This window comes from Cupriavidus sp. AU9028, from assembly GCF_019795295.1.
Classification (GTDB): Bacteria; Pseudomonadota; Gammaproteobacteria; order Burkholderiales; family Burkholderiaceae; genus Cupriavidus.
Window position 1 is genome coordinate 65,631 of the sequence record NZ_JAIMCG010000011.1, and the last position, 20,303, is coordinate 85,933.

Genomic DNA, 20,303 nt, shown 5'->3' on the forward strand with positions numbered 1-20,303 from the left:
GCAACAGGCGCGCCGCGGCCCTGCGCCGGCCTCGGTTTCGAGGTGCCGGGCTCGCCACGCCGCGCCTGCAAAGTTCGCGCTAATCATACCATCGGTGTGACGCCGCCCAGCCCCGCCAGCCCCCTTGCGGCACGCGCGAAACGCGCGCCAGCCCACGCCCGGCCGTGATCGCGCCCGCAAGGAGGTGTTGCCGGCTGCATCCACTATAATGGCGGGTTGCTGCCGTGACACCGGCCAGGGTCCCATGCGACCGGGCTCGTCATCGGCCTTCCATGCCCGCTATCGTTCTTCTGCCAGCCAGTCCACCCCTGCGTCCACCTGCCGATCTCCCAATGAATCCGCGCCTCGATCTGCTCCAGCCCTACCCCTTCGAGAAACTGAAGGCGCTGTTCGCCGGGATTCCTGCCGACGCCAGGCCGGGCAGCGGTCTGCGCGAGATCAGTTTCGGCATCGGCGAGCCCAAGCATCCGACGCCCCCGTTCATCCGGGAGGCGCTGGCCGGCTCGCTGGACGGTCTGGCGGCCTACCCGGCCACCGCCGGCAGCGAGGCGCTGCGGCGCTGCATCGCCGCCTGGCTGGAGCGGCGCTACGGGCTGCCGCGAGTCGACCCGGCCACCGAGGTGCTGCCGGTCAACGGCTCGCGCGAGGCGCTGTTCGCCTTCGCCCAGACCGTGATCGACGGCGCCCGGCCCGACGCCCTGGTGGTCTGCCCCAACCCGTTCTACCAGATCTATGAAGGCGCGGCGCTGCTGGCCGGCGCCCGGCCGCTGTTCGCCAACAGCGACCCGGCCCGCAACTTCGCGCCGGCCTTCGACCGCATCGACCCGGCGCTGTGGCCGCGCGTGCAGCTGCTGTACGTCTGCACGCCGGGCAACCCGACCGGCGCCGTACTGTCGCTGGAGGACTGGAAGCACCTGTTCGATCTGTCGGACCGGCACGGCTTCGTGATCGCCTCCGACGAGTGCTACTCGGAGATCTACTTCGACGAGAGCCGCCCGCCGCTGGGCGCGCTGGAAGCCGCGCACCGCCTCGGCCGGGGCTTCGACCGGCTGGTGGTGTTTTCCAGCCTGTCCAAGCGCTCCAACGTGCCGGGCCTGCGCTCCGGCTTCGTCGCCGGCGACGCCGCCCTGCTGCGCCGTTTCCTGCTGTATCGCACCTACCATGGCGGCGCCATGAGCCCGCCGGTGCAGACGGCCAGCATTGCCGCCTGGAGCGACGAGCAACATGTGCGGGAGAACCGCGCCGCCTATGTGGCAAAGTTCGCCCAGGTCACGCCGATGCTGGCGCAGGTGCTGGATGTCGCGCTGCCCGACGCCGGGTTCTACCTGTGGGCGGACGTGTCGCGCACCGGCCTGTCCGATACCGAGTTCGCCGCGCGGCTCTATGCGCAGCAGCACCTGACGGTGCTGCCCGGCAGCTATCTGGCCCGCGAGGCCGGCGGCATCAACCCCGGCGCGAACCGGATCCGCATGGCGCTGGTCGCCACGCCCGAGGAGTGCCTGGAAGGCGCCGCGCGGATCGTGCAGTTCTGCCAGTCGCTGCCCGGCGGCGCCTGAGCAAGCCCGGCGCCGCCAGCGCTGCATCCACCCATCCAATCCACCTCAAACCGAGACGCGAATCACGCGCACCAACCGTTATGACGCAAGCTCTGCAAGCCCTGATCGACCAAGCCTGGGAAGATCGCACCAGCCTGTCGCCGAAGTCGGCGCCCAACGATATCCGCGAAGCCGTGGCCAACGTGATCGGCCAGCTCGACGCCGGCACGCTGCGCGTGGCGGAGAAGCAGGGTTCGGACTGGGTCGTCAACCAGTGGGTCAAGAAGGCCGTGCTGCTGTCGTTCCGCCTGGAGGACAATGCGCCGATGGCGGCCGGCGGCTTCGCGCAGTTCTATGACAAGGTGCCGACCAAGTTCGCCGACTGGAGCGCCGACGACTTCGCCAGGGCCGGCTTCCGCGTAGTGCCGCCCGCCGTGGCACGCCGCGGCTCCTTCATCGCCCGCAACGCGGTGCTGATGCCCTCGTACGTCAATATCGGCGCCTACGTCGACGAAGGCACCATGGTCGATACCTGGGCCACCGTCGGTTCGTGCGCGCAGATCGGCAAGAACGTCCACCTGTCCGGCGGTGTCGGCATCGGTGGCGTGCTGGAGCCGCTGCAGGCCAACCCGGTGATCATCGAGGACAACTGCTTCATCGGCGCGCGCTCGGAAGTCGTCGAGGGCGTGATCGTCGAGGAGAACTCGGTGATCTCGATGGGGGTGTACCTGGGCCAGTCGACCAAGATCTACGATCGCGAGACCGGCGAGATCCACTACGGCCGCGTGCCGGCGGGTTCGGTGGTGGTCGCCGGCAACCTGCCGTCGAAGGACGGCAAGTACAGCCTGTACTGCGCCGTGATCGTCAAGAAGGTCGATGCGCAAACCCGCGCCAAGACCAGCCTGAACGACCTGCTGCGCGGCGACTGATGCAACGGGCGTCCGGCGCCCTGCGGACGCCGCCCCGGCTCGCCTGCGGTGCTCCAGTCAAGGAACACCGCGGGCGCGGCCTGTGAGGAACCCCGTGCCTTCCCTACGCAAGCGATTCATGGCCCTCGACCCAGCCACTGTCAGTACCGTGCTTTCCCTGTTGCCCACCATTCTCGAGCAGGCCAACAAGACCATCGAGCGCTTCAAGAAGAACAAGCGCAAGGATGGCGAGCCGGCCGATGCCGACTCTGCCGCGCCGGCCACGCCCCCCGAGGAGCTGGCACGCCGCGTCGCGGAACTGGAAGCGGCGGCGATGCAGCAGGCCGAGGCGGTCAAGATGCTGGCCGAGCAGCACGCCATTACCATCGAGGCGCTGCGCAAGGAGGCCGCGCGGCTGGATCGCCGCCTGCGCCTGATGACCGCGGTGGCGATGGCCGGTGTCGGCATTGCCGTGCCCGCGCTGGTAATCGCCGTCAACCTGCTGCTGCGCTGACCCCCTGCGCCCGGAACCCTGCAACACACCATGACTGTCCGACTCTACGGCATCCCCAACTGCGATACCGTCAAGAAGGCCCGCACCTGGCTCGAAGGCCAGGGCATCGGCTACGATTTCCACGATTTCAAGAAGCAGGGCGTCAGCGAGGCGCTGCTGCGCGGCTGGCTGGAGCAGGTGCCGCTGACCGTGCTGCTCAACCGCAAGGGCACGACGTGGCGCGCACTGTCCGATGCGGACAAGGCGCGTGCCGACGAGGTCGCCGGCGCCATCGCGCTGATGCAGCAAAGCCCGTCGCTGATCAAGCGGCCGGTGCTGGAGCACGAGGGCAAGGTTGCCGTCGGCTTCCATGCCGAGCAGTACGCCGAGCGCTTCGCCGCGGCCTGACCCCTTTCTCACTTCCCGCAATCCCGGCCAGCAGGGCCGCTCACCCGTACTACCTGAAGCCATGACCCAGCCCTCCCCGGCCCCCTCCGCCAACTCGGCCACCCTTGCGCTCACCGAAGACCTGATCCGGCGGCAGTCGGTCACGCCCGTGGATGCCGGTTGCCAGGCCGTGCTGCAGGAGCGCCTGACGCGCCTGGGTTTCGTCTGCGAATCGCTGGTCAGCGGGCCCGAATCGTTCCAGGTCACCAACCTGTGGGCCGTGCGGCGCGGCAAGCTCGGCGCCGCGGGCAAGCTGCTGACCTTCGCCGGCCATACCGACGTGGTGCCGACCGGTCCGCGCGAGCAATGGCAATCCGATCCGTTCGAGCCTACCCACCGGGACGGCAAGCTGTTCGGCCGGGGCGCCGCCGACATGAAAACCTCGATCGCCGCCTTCGTGGTGGCCGCCGAGGAATTCGTGCAGGCCAACCCGGATCACGCCGGCTCGATCGCGCTGCTGATCACCAGCGACGAGGAAGGCCCGGCGCATGACGGCACCGTCAAGGTGGTCGAGGCGCTGCAGGCGCGCGGCGAGCGCCTGGACTACTGCATCGTCGGCGAGCCGACCTCGGTGGACACGCTGGGCGACATGGTCAAGAACGGCCGGCGCGGCTCGCTGTCCGGGCGGCTGACCGTGCGCGGCGTGCAGGGCCATATCGCCTACCCGCACCTGGCCCGCAACCCGATCCACCTGGCATCGCCGGCGACGGCGGAACTGGTGGCCGAGCGCTGGGATGACGGCAACGAATACTTCCCGCCGACCAGCTGGCAGATGTCGAACATCCATGCCGGCACCGGCGCGACCAACGTGATTCCGGGCCACGTCACCATCGACTTCAACTTCCGCTTCTCCACGGCCAGCACGCCGGAGCAACTCAAGTCCCGCGTCCATGCCATCCTCGACCGCCATGGCCTGGACTACGGCATCGAGTGGACGCTCGGCGGGGAACCGTTCCTGACGCCGCGCGGCGAGCTGTCCGAAGCGCTGGCCGCGTCGATTGCCGCGCGGACCGGCGTACAGACCGAGCTGTCCACCACCGGCGGCACCTCGGACGGCCGTTTCATCGCCCGCATCTGCCCGCAGGTGATCGAGTTTGGCCCGCCCAATGCGACCATCCACAAGATCGACGAGCACGTGGAAGTGCGTTTCATCGATCCGCTGAAGGACATCTACCGCGGCGTGCTGGAGCGGCTGATCGCCTGAAGGCGGCTGCTGCATCCACCACCGCTTCCACCTTCGATACGCGACCGCCATGCCCACCACCACTCCCCTTCAGACCGTGCGCGACCTGCTGCGCCTTGCCGTGTCGCGTTTCCAGCAGGCCGGGCTGTCGTTCGGCCATGGCAGCGACAATGCCTATGACGAGGCGGTCTACCTGGTCCTGCATACCCTGCACCTGCCGCTGGACACGCTCGATCCCTTCCTCGATGCCCGCCTGCTGCCCGAGGAAATCGACGCGGTGCTGGAGGTGATCCGCCGGCGCGTGGAGGACCGGGTGCCGGCCGCCTATATCACCCGGGAGGCGTACATGCATGGCATGCGCTTCTATGTGGACGAGCGCGTGATCGTGCCGCGCAGCTTCATCGGCGAGCTGCTGCAGGAAGGGCTGGAGCCGTGGATCGGCGATCCGGACCAAGTCGGTCCGGTGCTGGAGCTGTGTACCGGTTCGGGCTGCCTGCCGATCCTCGCCGCGCACGCCTGGCCGTCGGCCACGATCGATGCGGTCGAACTTTCGGCCGATGCGCTGGAGGTGGCGCGCCGCAACGTCGCCGACTATGGACTGGACGACCGCATCCGGCTGCTGCAGGGCGATCTCTACGCGCCGTTGCCGGCCGATGCGCGCTACGACGTGATCCTGACCAACCCGCCCTACGTCAACGAACAGGCGATGCAGGCGCTGCCGCCGGAATACCTGGCCGAACCGCGCATGGCGCTGGCCGGTGGCGACGATGGCATGGACGTGGTGCGGCGTATCGTGGCCGGCGCCAAGGCCCGGCTCAACCCCGGCGGCATCCTGGTGGTCGAGATTGGCAACGAGTTCGCCAACGTCGAAGCGGCCTTTCCCGACCTGGCCATCGTCTGGCTGCCGGTCAGCGCCGGCGACGCGCAGGTCTTCCTGCTGACCTACGACGCCCTGCCCGGCTGAGCCCCGCCGCCGGCAGGAAAGGCGCCGGCGATCGCCGCGCGCACCGCGGCCTTGGTCTGCTCGACCACGTTTTCGCGCCAGTCGTCGGCATCGCCGTAGAACGCCTGCCACATCGCGTCGCGGATCAGCGCACGCTGGGTGTTGTCCGCATCCGGGTGGCGGTGCAGCCAGTGATCGCCGCGCAGGGCGCGCAGCACGTCGGGCATCGGCAGCGTGCCGAATTCGAGCGCGATGCCGGCGTAATCGATGCCGGCAAGGGTATCGGGCACCGCATGCCACACCAGTCCGTGCAGCGGCGCGGACACCGAGGTGCCATCCTCCATCGACGTCACCTCCTCGCCCCAGACCGCCCGCGTGCGCGCCAGCGCGTCGGCATCGCCGGGGCCCATATGGATGCGCTCGCCGTAGCCCCACGGGCCCAGGCCGGTATGCAGGTCGATCCAGCGCAGGCTGGCCCGGCCGGCGCCATAGCGCGCCAGGATGCGCCGCAGCGTGTAGTTGCTCCAGCTGGCCACCCGGCCGCCATAGAACATGCCGGCGGGATCGTGATACTGCCCGGCGCTGATCGCCGCCTGATACCACCGCATGCCGCGCGCGGCCACCGCATTGGACAGCGCCGTCTCCACTTCCTCCGAGGGCGGCCAGGCGTCGGGCAGCAGCAGCGGCGCCAGTTCGGCGTAGCCCGCGTTGTAAGGCAATGCCGCGGTGAAATCCATGAAATTGCGGTTCAGGTCCACATTGTCTTCATTGACCCGGCGCAGCCAGGAAAAGCCGTAGGGGTTGACGGCGTGAACCAGCAGCAGCCCCACCCCGGCATCGGCGCAGTCCTGCAGCAGCAGCGCATCGTCCAGGATGGCGACCTGGGCGCCGGCGCCGCAGAACCCCTCGGCGCCATGCACGCCGCTGGTCAGCAGCACCATCTGGCTCGCCTCCCGCGGGCCGGCCCAGACCACGTCCATCGCCAGCTCCTCGTCCTGCACGCCGCGATGGGTGGGGTGGGCGAAGGGCACGGTCGCGAGGCCGGCGGCGCGGGCCGCCTCGGAAAAGCGGTCGCGGGCTTGTGCATAGGTTCGCGAAAAGCAATCACGCAGGCGCATCGGTATCTCCGGCTGCCGGGGTCGATGCTGGCATTAAATGCCATTCGCGCCGCTTGCGCCAGCATCGGCACTGGCTATCGCTGTCCGCCATCGCCGCGCCCGGCAATCCACCGGACGGCGGTAGAATGCGCGTTGCCCTGCGGCGGCCCCGTTCCCCGCCCCTCGAATAACCCCTCTCGCATCCCTCCAGGTCCCCCGTGATCCGAATCGACCAGCTTGTTCTCCAGCGCGGCACCAAGGTGCTGTTCGACCATGCCAGCGTGACGCTGAACCCCGGCGAGCGCGTCGGGCTGGTCGGGGCGAACGGCAGCGGCAAATCGACGCTGTTCGCGCTGCTGCGCGGCGAACTGCACGCGGATGGCGGCGAGGTGGCAATCCCGCCTTCGTGGCGCGTCGCCCACGTCGCCCAGGAGACGCCGGCGGTCACGCGCAGCGCGCTGGACTATGTGATCGATGGCGACACGCAGCTGCGCGCCATCGAGCAGCGCATCGCCAGCGCGCAGGCCAGCGGCGACGGCAATGCCGAGGCCGAGGCGCACACCGCCTACGCCGATGCCGACGGCTACACCGCGGCGTCGCGCGCCGAAGCGCTACTGCTGGGGCTGGGCTTCACCCTGCCGCAGATCGGCCAGCCGGTCGCCTCGTTCTCCGGCGGCTGGCGCATGCGCCTGAACCTGGCGCAAGCGCTGATGTGCCCGTCCGACCTGCTGCTGCTGGACGAGCCGACCAATCACCTGGACCTGGACGCCATCGTCTGGCTGGAAGACTGGCTGGCGCGCTATGCCGGCACGCTGGTGATGATCTCGCACGACCGCGAGTTTCTCGACGCCGTCTGCAACGTGACCGTTCATATCGAGCAGCAGCAGTTGCGCCGCTACGGCGGCAACTACACGCTGTTCGAGACGCTGCGGCTGCAGCAGATGGCGCAGCAGCAGGCCGCGTACGCGCGCCAGCAGAAGCAGATCGCCCACCTCGAGTCGTTCATCACCCGCTTCAAGGCCAAGGCGACCAAGGCTCGCCAGGCGCAGAGCCGGGTCAAGGCGCTGGAGAAGATGGAGCGGCTCGCGCCGGTGCATGCGGCCGCGGGCTTCTCCTTCGAATTTCGCGAACCGGACTCGGCACCCAATCCGATGATGGTGCTCGAGGGCGTCGATTGCGGCTATGAGGGCGAGCCTGCGGTGACGATCCTGCACCGGCTGACGATGTCGATCCAGAACGGCCAGCGCATCGGCCTGCTCGGCGCCAATGGCCAGGGCAAATCGACGCTGGTCAAGACGCTGGCCGGCACCCAGCCGCCGCTGTCCGGGACCATGCGGCACGGCAAGGGCCTGCAGATCGGCTACTTCGCCCAGCACCAGCTGGAGACGCTGCGCGACCACGACTCGCCGCTGCAGCACCTGGCGCGCCTGGCGCCCGACACCCGCGAGCAGGAGCTGCGCGATTTCCTTGGCAGCTTCAACTTCCGCGGCGACATGGCGACCTCGCCGATCAAGCCGTTCTCCGGCGGCGAAAAGGCGCGCCTGGCGCTGGCGCTGATCGTCTGGCAGAAGCCGAACCTGCTGCTGCTGGACGAACCGACCAACCACCTGGACCTGGACACGCGCGAGGCGCTGACCATGGCGCTCGCCCAGTTCGACGGCACGCTGATCCTGGTGTCGCACGACCGCCATTTGCTGCGCGCGACCACCGACCAGTTCCTGCTGGTCGCGGGCGGCACGCTATCGCCCTTCGACGGCGATCTGGACGACTACCGCGACTGGTTGCTGCAGCAGGCCGCCGCCAAGCGTGCCTCGGCCACGGCCGCCAAGGGCGGCGGCGCCGGCGACGGGGGCCAGGCGCCCGATGTCGCCGGGTCCGCGCAGAACCGACGGGACCAGCGCCGCGCCGAAGCGGACGAGCGTCAGCGGCTGGCGCAACTGCGCAAGCCGCTGGCGAAGGAACTGGAACAGGTGGAAAAGCGCATGGCCGTGCTGCAGCAGGCCAAGCAGCAGATCGATGCGTTCCTTGCCGACGAGGCCAGCTATTCGGAAGCCAGCAAGGCGGCGCTGCTGGAGACGCTCAAGCGTCAGGGCGAGGTGGAAGGCGAGCTGGGCGAGCTGGAGGAGCGCTGGCTGGGCTTGCAGGAGCAGATCGAGCAGCTGGTGTAGCGCCCGCGGCGCCCCGAGGCGGCAGGCCGCCTGCCGCTTATCCCTGGATCGCCTCCTGCGCGAGAAAACCGCCGCTCTGGTGCTGCCATAGCCGGTTGTACAGGCCGCCACGCGCGAGCAGCTCGCGGTGCGTCCCCTCCTCGACGATGCGGCCCTGGTCGAGCACGAGGATGCGGTCCATCGCCGCCAGCGTCGACAGCCGGTGGGCGATTGCCACCACGGTCTTGCCTTCCATCAGCCGGTACAGGCTTTGCTGGATCGCCACTTCGACCTCGCTGTCCAGCGCGCTGGTGGCCTCGTCCAGCAACAGGATCGGCGCATCCTTGAGCATCACCCGCGCGATCGCGATCCGCTGGCGCTGCCCGCCCGACAGCTTGACGCCGCGCTCGCCGACATGGGCCTCATAGCCCCGGCGGCCGTCGCGGTCGCTCAGTGCCAGGATGAAGTCGTGCGCCTCGGCGCGTTGGGCCGCCGTCATCATTGCCGCGTCGGTGGCATCCGGACGACCGTAGGTCAGGTTGTCGCGCACCGAGCGGTGCAGCAGCGAGGTGTCCTGGGTCACCATGCCGATCTGCGCGCGCAGGCTGTCCTGGGTGACCGCGGCGATGTCCTGGCCGTCGATCAGGATGCGTCCCGATTCGACGTCGTAGAAGCGCAGCAGCAGGTTGACCAGCGTCGATTTGCCGGCGCCCGAGCGGCCCACCAGCCCGACCTTCTCGCCGGGACGGATGGTCAGCGAAAAGTCCTGCAGTACCGCACGCTCCGCGCCATAGGAAAAGCCAACGCGCTCGAACCGGATTTCGCCGCGCCCGACCCGCAGCGGCACCGCGCCCGGGCGGTCCACCACGGTGTGCGGGCGAGCCAGCGTCGAGACGCCATCGCGCACGGTCCCGATATGCTCGAACAGCTCGGCGATCTCCCACATCGCCCATTGCGAAATGCCGTTGAAGCGCATCGCCATCGCGGTGGCGGCGGCGACCGCGCCAATGCCGATATGCCCATGGGACCAGAGCCACAGCGCCAGGCCGGAAGTCGCCACGATCAGCATCATGATCAGCGCATGATTGGTGATCTCGAACCCGCTGACCAGCCGCCCCTGCGCATACACTGGGCGCATGAACTCCTGCATCGCGGCGCGCACGTAGCTGGCCTCGCGCCGTGAATGCGAGAACAGCTTGACCGTGGCGATATTGGTGTAGGCGTCGGTAATGCGTCCGGTCATCACCGAGCGGGCATCGGCCTGATGCGCCGCTGCCCTGGCCAGCCGCGGGATGAAGTACCAGGACGCGCCCACGTACATCGTCAGCCAGATCAGGAATGGCACCAGCAGCAGGAGGTCGAAGGTGGCCAGCACCACCGCCGCCGAGATCAGGTAGATGCCGATATAGACCAGGATGTCCGACACGATCATCACCGAGTCGCGCACGGCGAGCGCGGTCTGCATGACCTTGGTGGTGACGCGGCCGGCGAACTCGTCCTGGAAGAAGCTCATGCTCTGGCTGAGCATCAGCCGGTGGAAATTCCAGCGCAGCCGCATCGGGAAGTTGCCGTGCAGCGTCTGGAACTTGAGCATCGACCAGACCGTGACCACGGCGATGCTGGCCAGCACGATGCCGCCCAGCAGCATCAGCCGGCCGCCATAGGCCGTCCACAGCTGCGCGGGCTCGATCGCGCCGAGCCAGTCCACCAGGCGGCCGAGCATGCTGAACAGCACCGCCTCGAAGATGCCGATGGCCGCGGTGCACAGCACCAGCACCAGCAGATAGCGGCGCAGCCCGCGGGTGCAGGCGATGATGAAGCGCAACCACCCGACCGGAGGCGTCTCCGGAACGCCCTCGGGGTAGCTGTGAACCCGTTTTTCAAACCAGCCAAACACGGAACTCTCCTGCCGGTCCGCACAGGCGGACCGCGTTCGGGGGCTGGCCGTCTCAGCGATAGTTGCGCTCGCGGCGAATCAGTCCCACCGCCAGCGCGCCAGTCAGCAGCACCAGCCAGATGAGGGACCAGCCCGGAATGGAAATACCCAGCACGGGCGGCAGCGGCGCCGTGCACAGGCCATCCGAATAGAACAGTTGCGGCAGCAGCCTTGCAGTCGGCAGCGCGTTGACCCAGTTCTCCAGCGGATCGATGCCGCAGCTCGCCTTGGGGTTCAGCAGCAGCGACACGTGATAGCCCGCCACCGCAATGCCGGCGATCCCCGACAGCATCGCCAGCCCCTGCCACAGGGTGCGCGTTCCCTGCCCCAGCGCGCCAAGCAGCGCGAACAGTCCGATACCGACGAAGGCGAAGCGCTGCATGACGCAGAGCGGACATGGCTGGTAGCCCTCGGCATGCTGCAGGTACAGCGCATAGCCGACCAGACCGAACGAGATGACGGCAATCAGCAGGAAATAGGCTCGGGAGTTCGCTTGCATGTGAGGCGAGAGGTTTTAGCTGGGGCAAAAGAGTCAGTCAACCGGCGCAATCCGCACGCCGCAAGAACAAGCCGCAATCTTACAGATTTTGCCCAGAGCCGGCCCAGCCCGGATTGGCGTCCCGGGTATTTCATTCGACAGAGGCTTGCGAGTGGCCTGGGAGGCCTGCGCCTTGCAACTGCAAGTGCGGCCCATTGCGTCCAATTGACGCAGAATCGGTCGGCGGCATTGCGACCGGGCCGCGGCTCGCCAACAATGCCTGCATCCTCTTCCTGTACAGCCGTTCCGATGGCGGCCAACTCGGGCGCAATGCCCGGCTGGCCTGCGCCGCTCGTTGTCGACATGCCCCCGATGAAATCGTCCGCCACCCTGCGCGGACCGCGCGCTCTTCGCACGCCACAGCGTGCCCGCCTTGCCAGCCCGATGCGGCCCGCGGCCGCCCCCGCTGGCCCAGCCGCCGCCAACTGGCACGGCGCGCAGTCCGACATGCCTTCGCCGCCGACGGCGCCAATCCACCATGCGACGCCCTCCCCGGCGGCCGCGGGCACGCCGGCCTCACCGCCTTCAGCCGACCCATCCCCTGCCCCGCCGGCCGTCGTGCCGGTCGGCTACCGCCAGGGCTGCATCACCGCGATCTCGGTGCTGCTGGCCTTCACGCTGGCGTTCTGGCGCTACTGGAGCTTCGAAAGCCCGGGCCCGTGGAACGCGCTGGCATGGACCGTGGAAGTCTCGGTCGCGGTCGCCGCCGCCTTGCAGTCGGTGGCGCTGTTCCGTTCGCTGCGCGTCGAGGACGATCTGGTCCATGAATACCGCCGCACCCAGCAGTGGCTGCTGGTGTCGGCGGTGGTGTTGCTGGCCGGGCTGCTCGCCGCATTCGCCGAGGGCCTGCTGTACGACTGAAGGACGCCGAACCGACGCGGGCCGCTAGTCGAGCTGGCGCACCCGGTCGATGGCCTGCTCGATCCGTTCGACGGCGATCACCTCCAGCCCGTCGATCGGCTGCTTGGGCGCGTTGGCGCGCGGAATCACCGCCTGCGTAAAGCCGAGCTTGGCGGCTTCGCGCAAGCGGTCCTGGCCGCGCGGGCTGGGCCGGATCTCGCCGGCCAGGCCCACTTCGCCGAACACCACCAGACCGCGCGGCAATGGCTTGTTGCGCATCGACGAGTGGATCGACAGCAGCACCGCCAGGTCGGCGGCCGGCTCGGTAATCTTGACCCCGCCCACCGCGTTGAGGAACACGTCCTGATCGAAGCAGGCGACGCCGGCATGCCGGTGCAGCACGGCGAGCAGCAGCGCCAGCCGGTTCTGCTCCAGCCCGACGGCAAGCCGGCGCGGGTTGGGCACATGCGCGGTATCGACCAGCGCCTGGATCTCGACCAGCAGCGGCCGCGAGCCCTCCTGCGTCACCAGCACGCAGGAGCCCGCCACGGTCTCCTCGTGCTGCGACAGGAACAACGCCGACGGGTTGCTGATGCCGCGCAGGCCGCGCTCGGTCATGGCGAACACGCCGAGCTCGTTGACCGCGCCGAAGCGGTTCTTGAAGGCGCGGATCAGCCGATGCGACGAGTGGGTATCGCCTTCGAAGTACAGCACGGTATCGACGATATGCTCGAGCACGCGCGGGCCGGCCAGGCTCCCCTCCTTGGTCACGTGGCCGACCAGGATGATGGTGGTGCCGCTGCTCTTGGCAATGCGGGTCAGCTGCGCCGCGCATTCGCGTACCTGCGCCACCGAGCCCGGGGCCGAACTTAGCGCTTCCGAATACAAGGTCTGGATCGAGTCGATCACCGCGACGTCGGGCTTGTCCGCCTCCAGCGTCGCCTGGATCTTCTCCAGCTGGATCTCGGCCAGCAAACCCAGGCTCGGGCTCTCGATGCCCAGCCGCTGCGCGCGCAGCGCGATCTGCGCGCCCGATTCCTCGCCGCTGACATAGAGCACCTGCCGCGTGGTGGCCAGATTGGCCAGCGCCTGCAGCAGCAGCGTGGATTTGCCGATGCCCGGGTCGCCGCCGATCAGCACCACCCCGCCGGCCACCAGCCCGCCGCCCAGCACGCGGTCGAACTCGTCGATCCCGCTCGAGAAGCGCGGCACGTCGGCCGCCTCGATCTCCGACAGGCGGCGCACGGTGGCCGAAGCGGCCAGCGGCTGGAAGCGGCGCGCCGACGGCGCCTCCGGTACGGTCTCGACCAGCGTGTTCCACTGCTGGCAATGCGGGCACTGTCCCTGCCAACGGGGCGTGGTGCCGCCGCATTCGGTGCAGGTATGGATGGTCTTGGTCTTGGCCAACGGCGTTCCTGACCCCGCCACGGCGGGGATAGAGAAAGGAGAGAGAAAGGAGACAGAAAAGAGACGGAAACGAAAAGGACCGGCTCGCTGCGGCGGTCCCTCGGCGGCGCAGAGGCGGAACTGGCCTAGCCTTCGGCTTCGGCCGCGGTCAACGTCGCCACGCTGACCGGCACCCGGGGCGCCAGCGCGCACATCAGCTCGTAGCCGACGGTATCGCTGGCCGCCGCCACGTCGTCGATGGGCAGGTCATGCCCCCACAACGTGACCGGCGTGCCGGCGCGGGCGCGCGGGCACGGCGTCAGGTCGACGCACAGCATGTCCATCGACACGCGCCCGACCAGATGGGTGCGCACACCGTCCACCAGCACCGGCGCGCGATGCTCGCCCCAGCCCCGTGCATGGCGGGGATAGCCGTCCGCATAACCGCAGGCGACGATGCCGATCCGCATCGGCTGCTCCGCGGTGAACAGCGAGCCATAGCCAACGCTGTCGCCCGGCTGCAGGTCCTGCACCGCCAGCAGTTCGCTGTGCAGCGACATCGCCGGCATCAGGCCCAGGTCCGCGATATCGGCATGGACGCCGCTGGGCGAAGCGCCGTACAGGGCGATGCCCGGGCGTACCCAGGCACGGTGCGCCCGCGGATGCCACAGGGTGGCCGCGGAGTTGGACAGGCTGGCCTCGCCCGGCAGATTGGCCGTCGCCTGCTCGAACGCGTCCAGCTGGTGGTCGATGCCGCGCGGACCGTCGGCATCGGAAAAATGCGTCATATGCACGATGCTGCCAATACACGCCAGCGTGCGGGCCCGCTCCCAGGCCGCGCGATACTCCTCGGGACGGAAACCGAGCCGGTTCATGCCGGTATTGAGCTTGAGCTGGATCGCGATCGGTCCCTTGGGCCGCGCCACTTCGAGCATGCGCAGCTGCTCCTCGCAGTGGATCGCCGTGGTCAGCCGGTATTCTTCCAGCAGCGCCACGTCCTGCGGCTGGAAGAAGCCCTCGAGCAGCAGGATCGGGCCCTGCCAGCCCAGCTCGCGCAGCGTCACCGCCTCCTGCAGGTCCAGCAGTCCGAAGCCGTCGGTACCGCGCAGCCCGCCGAACGCCCGCTTCAGACCATGGCCATAGGCATTGGCCTTGACCACCGCCCACACCCGCGAAGCGGGCGCTCGTCGACGCACGACCTCCAGATTGTTCGCAAGTGCGGGTTGATGAATGACGGCGTGGATCGGGCGTGGCATGGCTATCGGGTGGGAGGAGGAAGCCCCGTGGCGGGGCGACGAACGGCGGCGCCGGCGCACGATCGCGTGCGGAACAACGCATAGACCGCTATTTGACCATATTGGTTCGAGGAAGATGGGAATCCGGGAGGCGTATCGCAGTCAAAAACCGGGTCTTCACATCTTCGGAATTGCAAGACTTTCGTGATATAAAGCCGGACGTTCCGGCCATGTTTCAAAAGTGATGCAATATGACGGGTTCTGTCCGGTACGTTCCGATGCGGCACACACAATGCCGGAGGCCGCAGGCGCTGCGTCCCCGGACCGTGCACCTGCGGCCATTCCGGCCGCGGGTGTTCCGTGCCAGGACGTCCGCGCCCGAACTGCCTGTCATGGCCAACCCCATTTCCCAGGTTCGCACCCTGCCGACCCCGGCAGGGGCGAACCCGCAACTTGCGCAAGGAAACCGCGATGGAGTCGAAGTCAAAGGTATGAAGAAGGGTTTCTACACCATCATGGCCGCGCAGTTCTTCTCGTCGCTGGCCGACAACGCTCTGCTCATCGCCGCCATCGCCCTTCTCGCCGAACTGCACTCCCCGCAGTGGATGACCCCGCTGCTCAAGCTGTTCTTCGTGCTGTCCTATGTGGTGCTCGCCGCCTTCGTCGGCGCCTTCGCCGACTCCATGCCCAAGGGCAAGGTGATGTTCATCACCAACACGATCAAGATCGTCGGCTGCTCGATCATGATGTTCGGGCTGCACCCGCTGCTGGCCTACGGCATCGTCGGCTTCGGCGCGGCGGCCTACTCGCCGGCCAAGTACGGCATCCTGACCGAGCTGTTGCCGGCCGAACGGCTGGTGGCCGCCAACGGCTGGATCGAAGGGCTGACGGTCGGCTCGATCATCCTGGGCACCGTGGTGGGCGGCGCGCTGATTTCGGTAAAGATCTCGTCGCTCATGCTCAGCGTCGACCTGCCATGGATCGAGACCGGCATCGATACGCCGGCCGAAGCGGCGATGGTGGTGATCATGGTGTTCTACGTGATCGCCGCGTTGTTCAACCTGTTCATCCCCGACACCGGGGCGCGCTATCCGCAGCAGGAAAAGAACCCGATCAAGCTGATCGCCGAGTTCGCCGACTGCTTCACCGCGCTGTGGAAGGACAAGCTCGGCCAGATCTCGCTGGCGGTGACGACGCTGTTCTGGGGCGCCGGCGCCACGCTGCAGTTCATCGTGCTGAAGTGGGCGGAGAAGTCGCTCGGCCTGAATCTGTCCCAGGGTGCCTTGCTGCAGGCGGTGGTCGCCGTCGGCGTGGCGATCGGCGCGGTGCTGGCGGCGATGCGCATTCCGCTGCGCCGCTCGCTGTCGGTGCTGCCGTGCGGCGTCGCCATGGGCGCGCTGGTGATGCTGATGGCCTTCTACACGCGCGATGCGATGCCCGATGTCACGCTGACGTTCGCCGGCCTGCGGATGCCGCTGTACATGGCGATCGCCTATCTGTTCCTGATGCTGGTGGGTGGCATGGCGGGCTACTTCGTCGTGCCGATGAACGCGCTGCTGCAACACCGCGGCCATGTGCTGCTGTCCGCGGGGCACTCCATCGCCGTGCAGAACTTCAACGAGAATGTCTCGGTGCTGCTGATGCTGTGCCTGTACGCCCTGCTGATCAAGCTGAATGTGCCGATCGGCATCGTCATCGTCGCCTTCGGCATGTTCGTCTGCGGCACCATGCTGCTGGTGATGCGGCGCAACCGCTATAACATAAGGGTGCACAACTCGCTGGCAATGATCGGCGAGGACAAGCATCACTGACGGCGCGGTGGGTGCGCCGATGCGCGCCGTCCGCACCCGCGCCGGCGCCGGACGGACGGTCGGCGCTCGTTAGCGCCGCGGGCGGTCCGCGTTCGGTTGCGCGGCGCGCTCGCGTGCCCTCTCCTCCCATCCCGGCGGCACCACGAAACCACGGGAGCGCTCGCACCACCATCCGGGAGCGTCGGGCCCTGCCGGCTCCATCTCGCAGATCATCACCGGCGACTCGCGCCGCCATGCCAGTTCCGGCTGTGGCTCGGCGAAGCGCGCAGCCAACGCGGCGTGCAGCGACGCGAACGATTCCGTTTCGGCTTCCGGCGCCAGCGCCTGCGACAGCCAGCGCGCCCGCGAGAGCCGGTGCCAGCGCACCGGGGCGCCGCCACCCTGCGCCCCTGCCGCTCCGGCCCGCCGCGCCCAGTTCTCCAGCGTCGACCACCAGCCGCGAAGATGCGCCGGGTGCAAGCCGAGCGCATCCAGCCCCGGCGGCATGACGCCGTCCGGGTAGAACAGCCAGCCCAGCAAATAGATTTCCGACCGCCCGACCGGTGCACCGAGCAGCGCCTGCGCCTCCGGGCTGCCCGACAGCGGCAGCTGGCGCTGCACGATATGGGCGAGCTTGTCGCCCAGCCGGTCCACCAGGTTGGGGCCGACGAACGATTGCAGGTCCGCTGCGCCGTTGTCGGGCGGCACCAGCAGGTAGAACTTGGTCGCCATCTCCCAGTGGACCAGCGGCCCCGGGGGTGCACCGTGGGGCCGCTCGCGCCAGACGAAATCCAGCTCGCCGAGGGTCTGCACCCCGTGCGCCGTCGGGCGGCGAATGGGCAGATTGACGGCAAGCAGTTCCAGCCCGCCAGCGTGCTCCAGCGCGAACTGCAGCAGGCGCTCGGCATGACGGCCCAGCCGAAGGCTGCGGCGCGCGGCGGGTAGTCCGTGGAAAGGGGCGGCGTCGGGCGCTGCCGACAGCTCCTCGATGGTGGGCGGCAGCGCTTCCGGGTCCGCCTGTGCCAGCCATCGGCTCCAGTCGCCCAGCGCCCCCGCGGGCCAGCAACCCATGGTGACCGGGTTGCCCTCGCTCAGCGCGGCGGGCAGCTGGCGCAGCAAGGGCGGCGACATCGTGCACCACGCCAGGTCCCGGACGCGCGCCGACGTGGCGGCGCGCCACAGCGGCTGCGCCGTGGTTGCGCCGGCGGCAGCGGCCTCAGTGGGCGGCTCCCGCATCGCGATGGACCTCGCGCGCCAGGCACAGGTCTTCCCAGGCACGCGCCTTGTCGGCGGGCGCGCGCAACAGATAGGCCGGATGGTAGGTCACCACGACGGGTATCCCTTCGTAGCGGTGCACCGTGCCGCGCAGCTTGCCGATCGGCGTGTCGGTGCGCAGCAGGGTTTGCGCGGCAAAGCGCCCCAGCACGACGATCAGCCGCGGACGGATCAGCGCGATCTGGCGGCGCAGGTACGGCTCGCACTGCCCGACCTCGTCCGGCTCGGGATTGCGGTTGCCCGGCGGGCGGCACTTCAGCACGTTGGCGATGAAGACATTGCGCTCGCGCGACAGGTCGAGCGCGCGCAGCATGTTGTCGAGCAGCTTGCCCGCCTGCCCGACGAAGGGCTCGCCCTGCAGATCCTCGTTCTCGCCTGGCGCCTCGCCGACCAGCATCCACTCGGCCTGGGGGTCGCCCACGCCGAACACCGTCTGGGTGCGGGTCTCGCACAGGCGGCAGGCAGGGCAGCCGGCGACCCGTTCACGCAGCGCGTTCCAGTCCAGCTCGGCCACATTGCCGGCACTGTTGGCGAGCAGCTCGAACGGCATCTCGAGGACTGCGGTTTCGGCGACCGGGGGGGACACCGGCCCAGGGACCGGCGCGGTGGCCACCCCGGCCTCCGCCGTGGGCATGCCGCCCTGTCCGGACGGGGACTGCGCCACTGCGCCGGCGTCGGCGGCCGCTTCCCCCTGCGGCACGCCCGCGAGACTGGAGCCGGCATCGGCAGGATCGGCGGGGACGACAGCAGCGGCACGGCGCGGCGCCCATTCGGTCGAGATTCCCAGCGCTTCGAGAAACAGTGCGCGGCGGTTCATGCCGTCTCTCCCGCCAGGGCGGCGTGCGTCCCTGCGTCACGGCGCAGCACCAGCGCATCTTCCCGCCCGCCGTCATCCGCCGGGTAGTAGCCGCGGCGCCGGCCGATCTCGACGAAGCCGGCGGCGTGGTACAGCGCGAGTGCCGCGGTGTTGGAGGGCCGCACCTCCAGCAGCATGTCCGGAAGCCGGTGCTCGCGCGACACCGCCAGCGCCAGGCCCAGCATCAGGCGGCCGAGCCCCTTGCGCTGCAATTGCGGTGCAACGGTCAGATTCAGCAGGTGCATCTCGTCGACCACCGGCATCAGGATCGCGTAGCTGTTCAGCAGCCCGGCCGCATCGCGCAGCGTCAGCCCGATATGGCCGGCCTTCAGCGAGTTCTCGAAATTACCGCGGCTCCAGGGATGGGTATAGGCGCGCTGCTCGATCTGCACCACCTCGTCCAGATCGCGTGCGCTCATCCGCTCCAGCCGGCCGCCGGGCGGCAGCGCCGGCCTTTCACCGGCGGGCGCTGCGGCGGCCCCATTGGCCGGCGCCTGGCCCTGGCTGCCGTCCAATGCCGTGCTCATCGGTGCTCTCCGGCCGCAGCCAGCGAGGCACGGCTGGCGGCCGCTGCCTGCCGCTCGGCGACGGTCTGCGCCACCTTGTCGCGCAGGTACAGCGGTGCCGCATCCGCGGGATCGACGGTGTCGCCGCGAGCCAGTGCCCGCCGCGCCAGTGCGAGAACCGCGCCGGCATGCGGCATGGCGTCCGTCACCAGACGGTCGGCACTGGCCACGGGCGCGAGGCGCTCGCCATGGACGTCGGCCCCGTTGCCGGCCAGCCAGAAGGGTTGCCCGGGCGTGGATACCGCTTCGGGAGGCATCACCGCCATCGGCCCCTGCGCCTGCCACTCGGCGCCGATGTCGTCCCACTGGAACAAGCCGGTATAGACCTCGTCCATCCGTGCATCGAGCGCGACCAGCACCTGCGCGGGACGTTGGCGCACCGCCGCCTGGGGATGCAGGCTGCGCGCGCGCTCGGCGCAGGCGAGCAGCGAATTGACCGGGATCACCGGCAAGCCGGCGCCGAAGGCCAGCCCCTGCGCCACGCCGCAGGCGGTGCGCAGTCCGGTGAAGGAGCCGGGACCGGCGCCGAAGGCGATCGCCGCGCAATCGGACAGCGCGATGCCGGCTTGCGCCAGCAATTCGCCAGCGGCCGGCAGCAGGCGCGAGGACGAGCGCGGTCCGGTGCGCTCGTGGCGGAACAGATCGGGCACGTCAGGCGCGGGCGTGACGCGGCCGAGGGCGACCGAGCACCACTCGGTCGATGTTTCGACGGCAAGAATCCAGGACATTCCGCGATTGTAGCCGGGAGCGGCGCGACCGAAGCGGTCCTCGGTTTTTTTCGGCGCCCGTGCGCGGCGCCGGCGCTATCATCGACCGCCCGACACCGAACACCCTACAGGAGACATCATGAGCGATCTGCAGCAACGCTTCGAGCAGGCCCAGAACGACGTCAAGCAGCTGCCCGAGCGGCCCGGCAACATGATGCTGCTGCGCCTGTACGCGCTCTACAAGCAGGGCACCGAGGGCGATGCGCATGGCGACAAGCCGGGCATGGCCGATATGGTCGGCCGCTTCAAGTTCGAGGCGTGGGAGACGCTGCGCGGCGTCAGCCAGCAGGAAGCGATGGAGAAGTACATCGCGCTGGTGGAGGAGCTGCGGGCCGGCAGCGCGGAATAATCGACCGACAAG

At 69.0% G+C, this 20,303-nt stretch carries 19 protein-coding genes; 10 read left to right on the forward strand and 9 right to left on the reverse strand.

All coding sequences use genetic code 11. The features are described from left to right. The first annotated feature begins 332 nt into the window (after positions 1–332). From dapC to prmB, 6 genes are all read left to right on the forward strand, one after another. Positions 333–1,556: a succinyldiaminopimelate transaminase gene (dapC, locus tag K6V06_RS13445; protein WP_222244157.1), complete on the forward strand. Its 1,224-nt coding sequence runs from the start codon at positions 333–335 to the stop codon at positions 1,554–1,556. An 80-nt stretch (positions 1,557–1,636) separates the two neighbouring features. Then, a complete protein-coding gene (gene dapD / locus K6V06_RS13450; protein WP_222244159.1) occupies positions 1,637–2,464 on the forward strand; it encodes a 2,3,4,5-tetrahydropyridine-2,6-dicarboxylate N-succinyltransferase in 828 nt (275 codons plus the stop codon). A 118-nt stretch (positions 2,465–2,582) separates the two neighbouring features. Then, entirely contained in the window at positions 2,583–2,957 is a 375-nt protein-coding gene (locus K6V06_RS13455) for a hypothetical protein (protein WP_222244161.1), read from the forward strand. A 30-nt stretch (positions 2,958–2,987) separates the two neighbouring features. Continuing rightward, a complete protein-coding gene (locus K6V06_RS13460) occupies positions 2,988–3,344 on the forward strand; it encodes an ArsC family reductase (protein WP_222244164.1) in 357 nt (118 codons plus the stop codon). Between the two features lie 61 nt (positions 3,345–3,405). Continuing rightward, positions 3,406–4,587: a succinyl-diaminopimelate desuccinylase gene (gene dapE, locus K6V06_RS13465; protein ID WP_222244166.1), complete on the forward strand. Its 1,182-nt coding sequence runs from the start codon at positions 3,406–3,408 to the stop codon at positions 4,585–4,587. Positions 4,588–4,636: 49 nt separating this feature from the next. After that, a complete protein-coding gene (gene prmB, locus K6V06_RS13470; protein WP_222244168.1) occupies positions 4,637–5,530 on the forward strand; it encodes a 50S ribosomal protein L3 N(5)-glutamine methyltransferase in 894 nt (297 codons plus the stop codon). On the opposite strand, the gene K6V06_RS13475 is transcribed toward prmB, so the two are convergent. After that, on the reverse strand, positions 5,509–6,627 hold the full coding sequence (locus tag K6V06_RS13475) for a M14 family metallopeptidase (protein ID WP_222244170.1): 1,119 nt from the start codon (positions 6,625–6,627) through the stop codon (positions 5,509–5,511). The genes prmB and K6V06_RS13475 overlap by 22 nt on opposite strands. Positions 6,628–6,824: 197 nt before the next feature. Here K6V06_RS13475 and K6V06_RS13480 point away from each other — a divergent pair, with 197 nt between their 5' ends. Beyond that, positions 6,825–8,774: an ATP-binding cassette domain-containing protein gene (locus K6V06_RS13480; protein WP_222244172.1), complete on the forward strand. Its 1,950-nt coding sequence runs from the start codon at positions 6,825–6,827 to the stop codon at positions 8,772–8,774. A 37-nt stretch (positions 8,775–8,811) separates the two neighbouring features. Here K6V06_RS13480 and K6V06_RS13485 read toward each other — a convergent pair whose 3' ends face one another. Next, positions 8,812–10,650 carry an ABC transporter ATP-binding protein gene (locus tag K6V06_RS13485; protein WP_222244174.1) on the reverse strand — a complete coding sequence of 613 codons (1,839 nt, stop codon included), beginning with the start codon at positions 10,648–10,650 and terminating at the stop codon, positions 8,812–8,814. A gap of 52 nt (positions 10,651–10,702) precedes the next feature. Next, positions 10,703–11,188 carry a disulfide bond formation protein B gene (locus tag K6V06_RS13490; RefSeq protein ID WP_222244177.1) on the reverse strand — a complete coding sequence of 162 codons (486 nt, stop codon included), beginning with the start codon at positions 11,186–11,188 and terminating at the stop codon, positions 10,703–10,705. Positions 11,189–11,674: 486 nt separating this feature from the next. On the opposite strand from K6V06_RS13490, the gene K6V06_RS13495 reads away from it, so the two are divergent. Next, positions 11,675–12,088, forward strand: coding sequence for a hypothetical protein (locus K6V06_RS13495; RefSeq protein WP_255581833.1), 414 nt, complete (start codon positions 11,675–11,677; stop codon positions 12,086–12,088). A 24-nt stretch (positions 12,089–12,112) separates the two neighbouring features. Here the strand turns inward: K6V06_RS13495 and radA are convergent, their stop codons facing one another. After that, complete coding sequence (gene radA / locus K6V06_RS13500) at positions 12,113–13,474, reverse strand: DNA repair protein RadA (RefSeq protein ID WP_222244179.1); 1,362 nt, start codon at positions 13,472–13,474, stop codon at positions 12,113–12,115. Between the two features lie 125 nt (positions 13,475–13,599). After that, entirely contained in the window at positions 13,600–14,709 is a 1,110-nt protein-coding gene (gene alr / locus K6V06_RS13505; RefSeq protein ID WP_222244181.1) for an alanine racemase, read from the reverse strand. A gap of 470 nt (positions 14,710–15,179) precedes the next feature. Between alr and lplT the strand changes: the two genes are divergently transcribed. Continuing rightward, positions 15,180–16,499 carry a lysophospholipid transporter LplT gene (lplT, locus tag K6V06_RS13510; protein ID WP_222244183.1) on the forward strand — a complete coding sequence of 440 codons (1,320 nt, stop codon included), beginning with the start codon at positions 15,180–15,182 and terminating at the stop codon, positions 16,497–16,499. A 69-nt stretch (positions 16,500–16,568) separates the two neighbouring features. Here lplT and K6V06_RS13515 read toward each other — a convergent pair whose 3' ends face one another. From K6V06_RS13515 to tsaB, 4 genes are read right to left on the reverse strand one after another with little or no spacing between them, the layout of a single operon-like run. After that, positions 16,569–17,714, reverse strand: coding sequence for a DUF1853 family protein (locus K6V06_RS13515; protein WP_222244185.1), 1,146 nt, complete (start codon positions 17,712–17,714; stop codon positions 16,569–16,571). Next, positions 17,695–18,570: a uracil-DNA glycosylase family protein gene (locus K6V06_RS13520; RefSeq protein WP_222244187.1), complete on the reverse strand. Its 876-nt coding sequence runs from the start codon at positions 18,568–18,570 to the stop codon at positions 17,695–17,697. The genes K6V06_RS13515 and K6V06_RS13520 overlap by 20 nt, the downstream gene beginning before the upstream one ends. Continuing rightward, the gene (gene rimI / locus K6V06_RS13525; RefSeq protein ID WP_222244189.1) at positions 18,567–19,136 is read right to left on the reverse strand and encodes a ribosomal protein S18-alanine N-acetyltransferase; all 570 of its coding nucleotides are present in this window, start codon (positions 19,134–19,136) and stop codon (positions 18,567–18,569) included. Before rimI ends, K6V06_RS13520 begins: the two co-directional genes overlap by 4 nt. Continuing rightward, on the reverse strand, positions 19,133–19,903 hold the full coding sequence (gene tsaB, locus K6V06_RS13530) for a tRNA (adenosine(37)-N6)-threonylcarbamoyltransferase complex dimerization subunit type 1 TsaB (RefSeq protein ID WP_222244192.1): 771 nt from the start codon (positions 19,901–19,903) through the stop codon (positions 19,133–19,135). The genes rimI and tsaB overlap by 4 nt, the downstream gene beginning before the upstream one ends. Before the next feature lie 118 nt (positions 19,904–20,021). Here tsaB and K6V06_RS13535 point away from each other — a divergent pair, with 118 nt between their 5' ends. Then, complete coding sequence (locus tag K6V06_RS13535; RefSeq protein ID WP_222244194.1) at positions 20,022–20,291, forward strand: acyl-CoA-binding protein; 270 nt, start codon at positions 20,022–20,024, stop codon at positions 20,289–20,291. Positions 20,292–20,303: the final 12 nt, after the last annotated feature.

Coding starts and splice junctions, on each gene's coding strand:
- dapC (WP_222244157.1), top strand. CDS start 333: ATGAATCCGCGCCTCGATCTGCTCCAGCCCTACCCCTTCGAGAAACTG.
- dapD (WP_222244159.1), top strand. CDS start 1,637: ATGACGCAAGCTCTGCAAGCCCTGATCGACCAAGCCTGGGAAGATCGC.
- K6V06_RS13455 (WP_222244161.1), top strand. CDS start 2,583: ATGGCCCTCGACCCAGCCACTGTCAGTACCGTGCTTTCCCTGTTGCCC.
- K6V06_RS13460 (WP_222244164.1), top strand. CDS start 2,988: ATGACTGTCCGACTCTACGGCATCCCCAACTGCGATACCGTCAAGAAG.
- dapE (WP_222244166.1), top strand. CDS start 3,406: ATGACCCAGCCCTCCCCGGCCCCCTCCGCCAACTCGGCCACCCTTGCG.
- prmB (WP_222244168.1), top strand. CDS start 4,637: ATGCCCACCACCACTCCCCTTCAGACCGTGCGCGACCTGCTGCGCCTT.
- K6V06_RS13475 (WP_222244170.1), bottom strand. CDS start 6,627: ATGCGCCTGCGTGATTGCTTTTCGCGAACCTATGCACAAGCCCGCGAC.
- K6V06_RS13490 (WP_222244177.1), bottom strand. CDS start 11,188: ATGCAAGCGAACTCCCGAGCCTATTTCCTGCTGATTGCCGTCATCTCG.
- K6V06_RS13495 (WP_255581833.1), top strand. CDS start 11,675: ATGCCTTCGCCGCCGACGGCGCCAATCCACCATGCGACGCCCTCCCCG.
- alr (WP_222244181.1), bottom strand. CDS start 14,709: ATGCCACGCCCGATCCACGCCGTCATTCATCAACCCGCACTTGCGAAC.
- lplT (WP_222244183.1), top strand. CDS start 15,180: ATGAAGAAGGGTTTCTACACCATCATGGCCGCGCAGTTCTTCTCGTCG.
- K6V06_RS13515 (WP_222244185.1), bottom strand. CDS start 17,714: ATGCGGGAGCCGCCCACTGAGGCCGCTGCCGCCGGCGCAACCACGGCG.
- K6V06_RS13520 (WP_222244187.1), bottom strand. CDS start 18,570: ATGAACCGCCGCGCACTGTTTCTCGAAGCGCTGGGAATCTCGACCGAA.
- rimI (WP_222244189.1), bottom strand. CDS start 19,136: ATGAGCACGGCATTGGACGGCAGCCAGGGCCAGGCGCCGGCCAATGGG.
- tsaB (WP_222244192.1), bottom strand. CDS start 19,903: ATGTCCTGGATTCTTGCCGTCGAAACATCGACCGAGTGGTGCTCGGTC.
- K6V06_RS13535 (WP_222244194.1), top strand. CDS start 20,022: ATGAGCGATCTGCAGCAACGCTTCGAGCAGGCCCAGAACGACGTCAAG.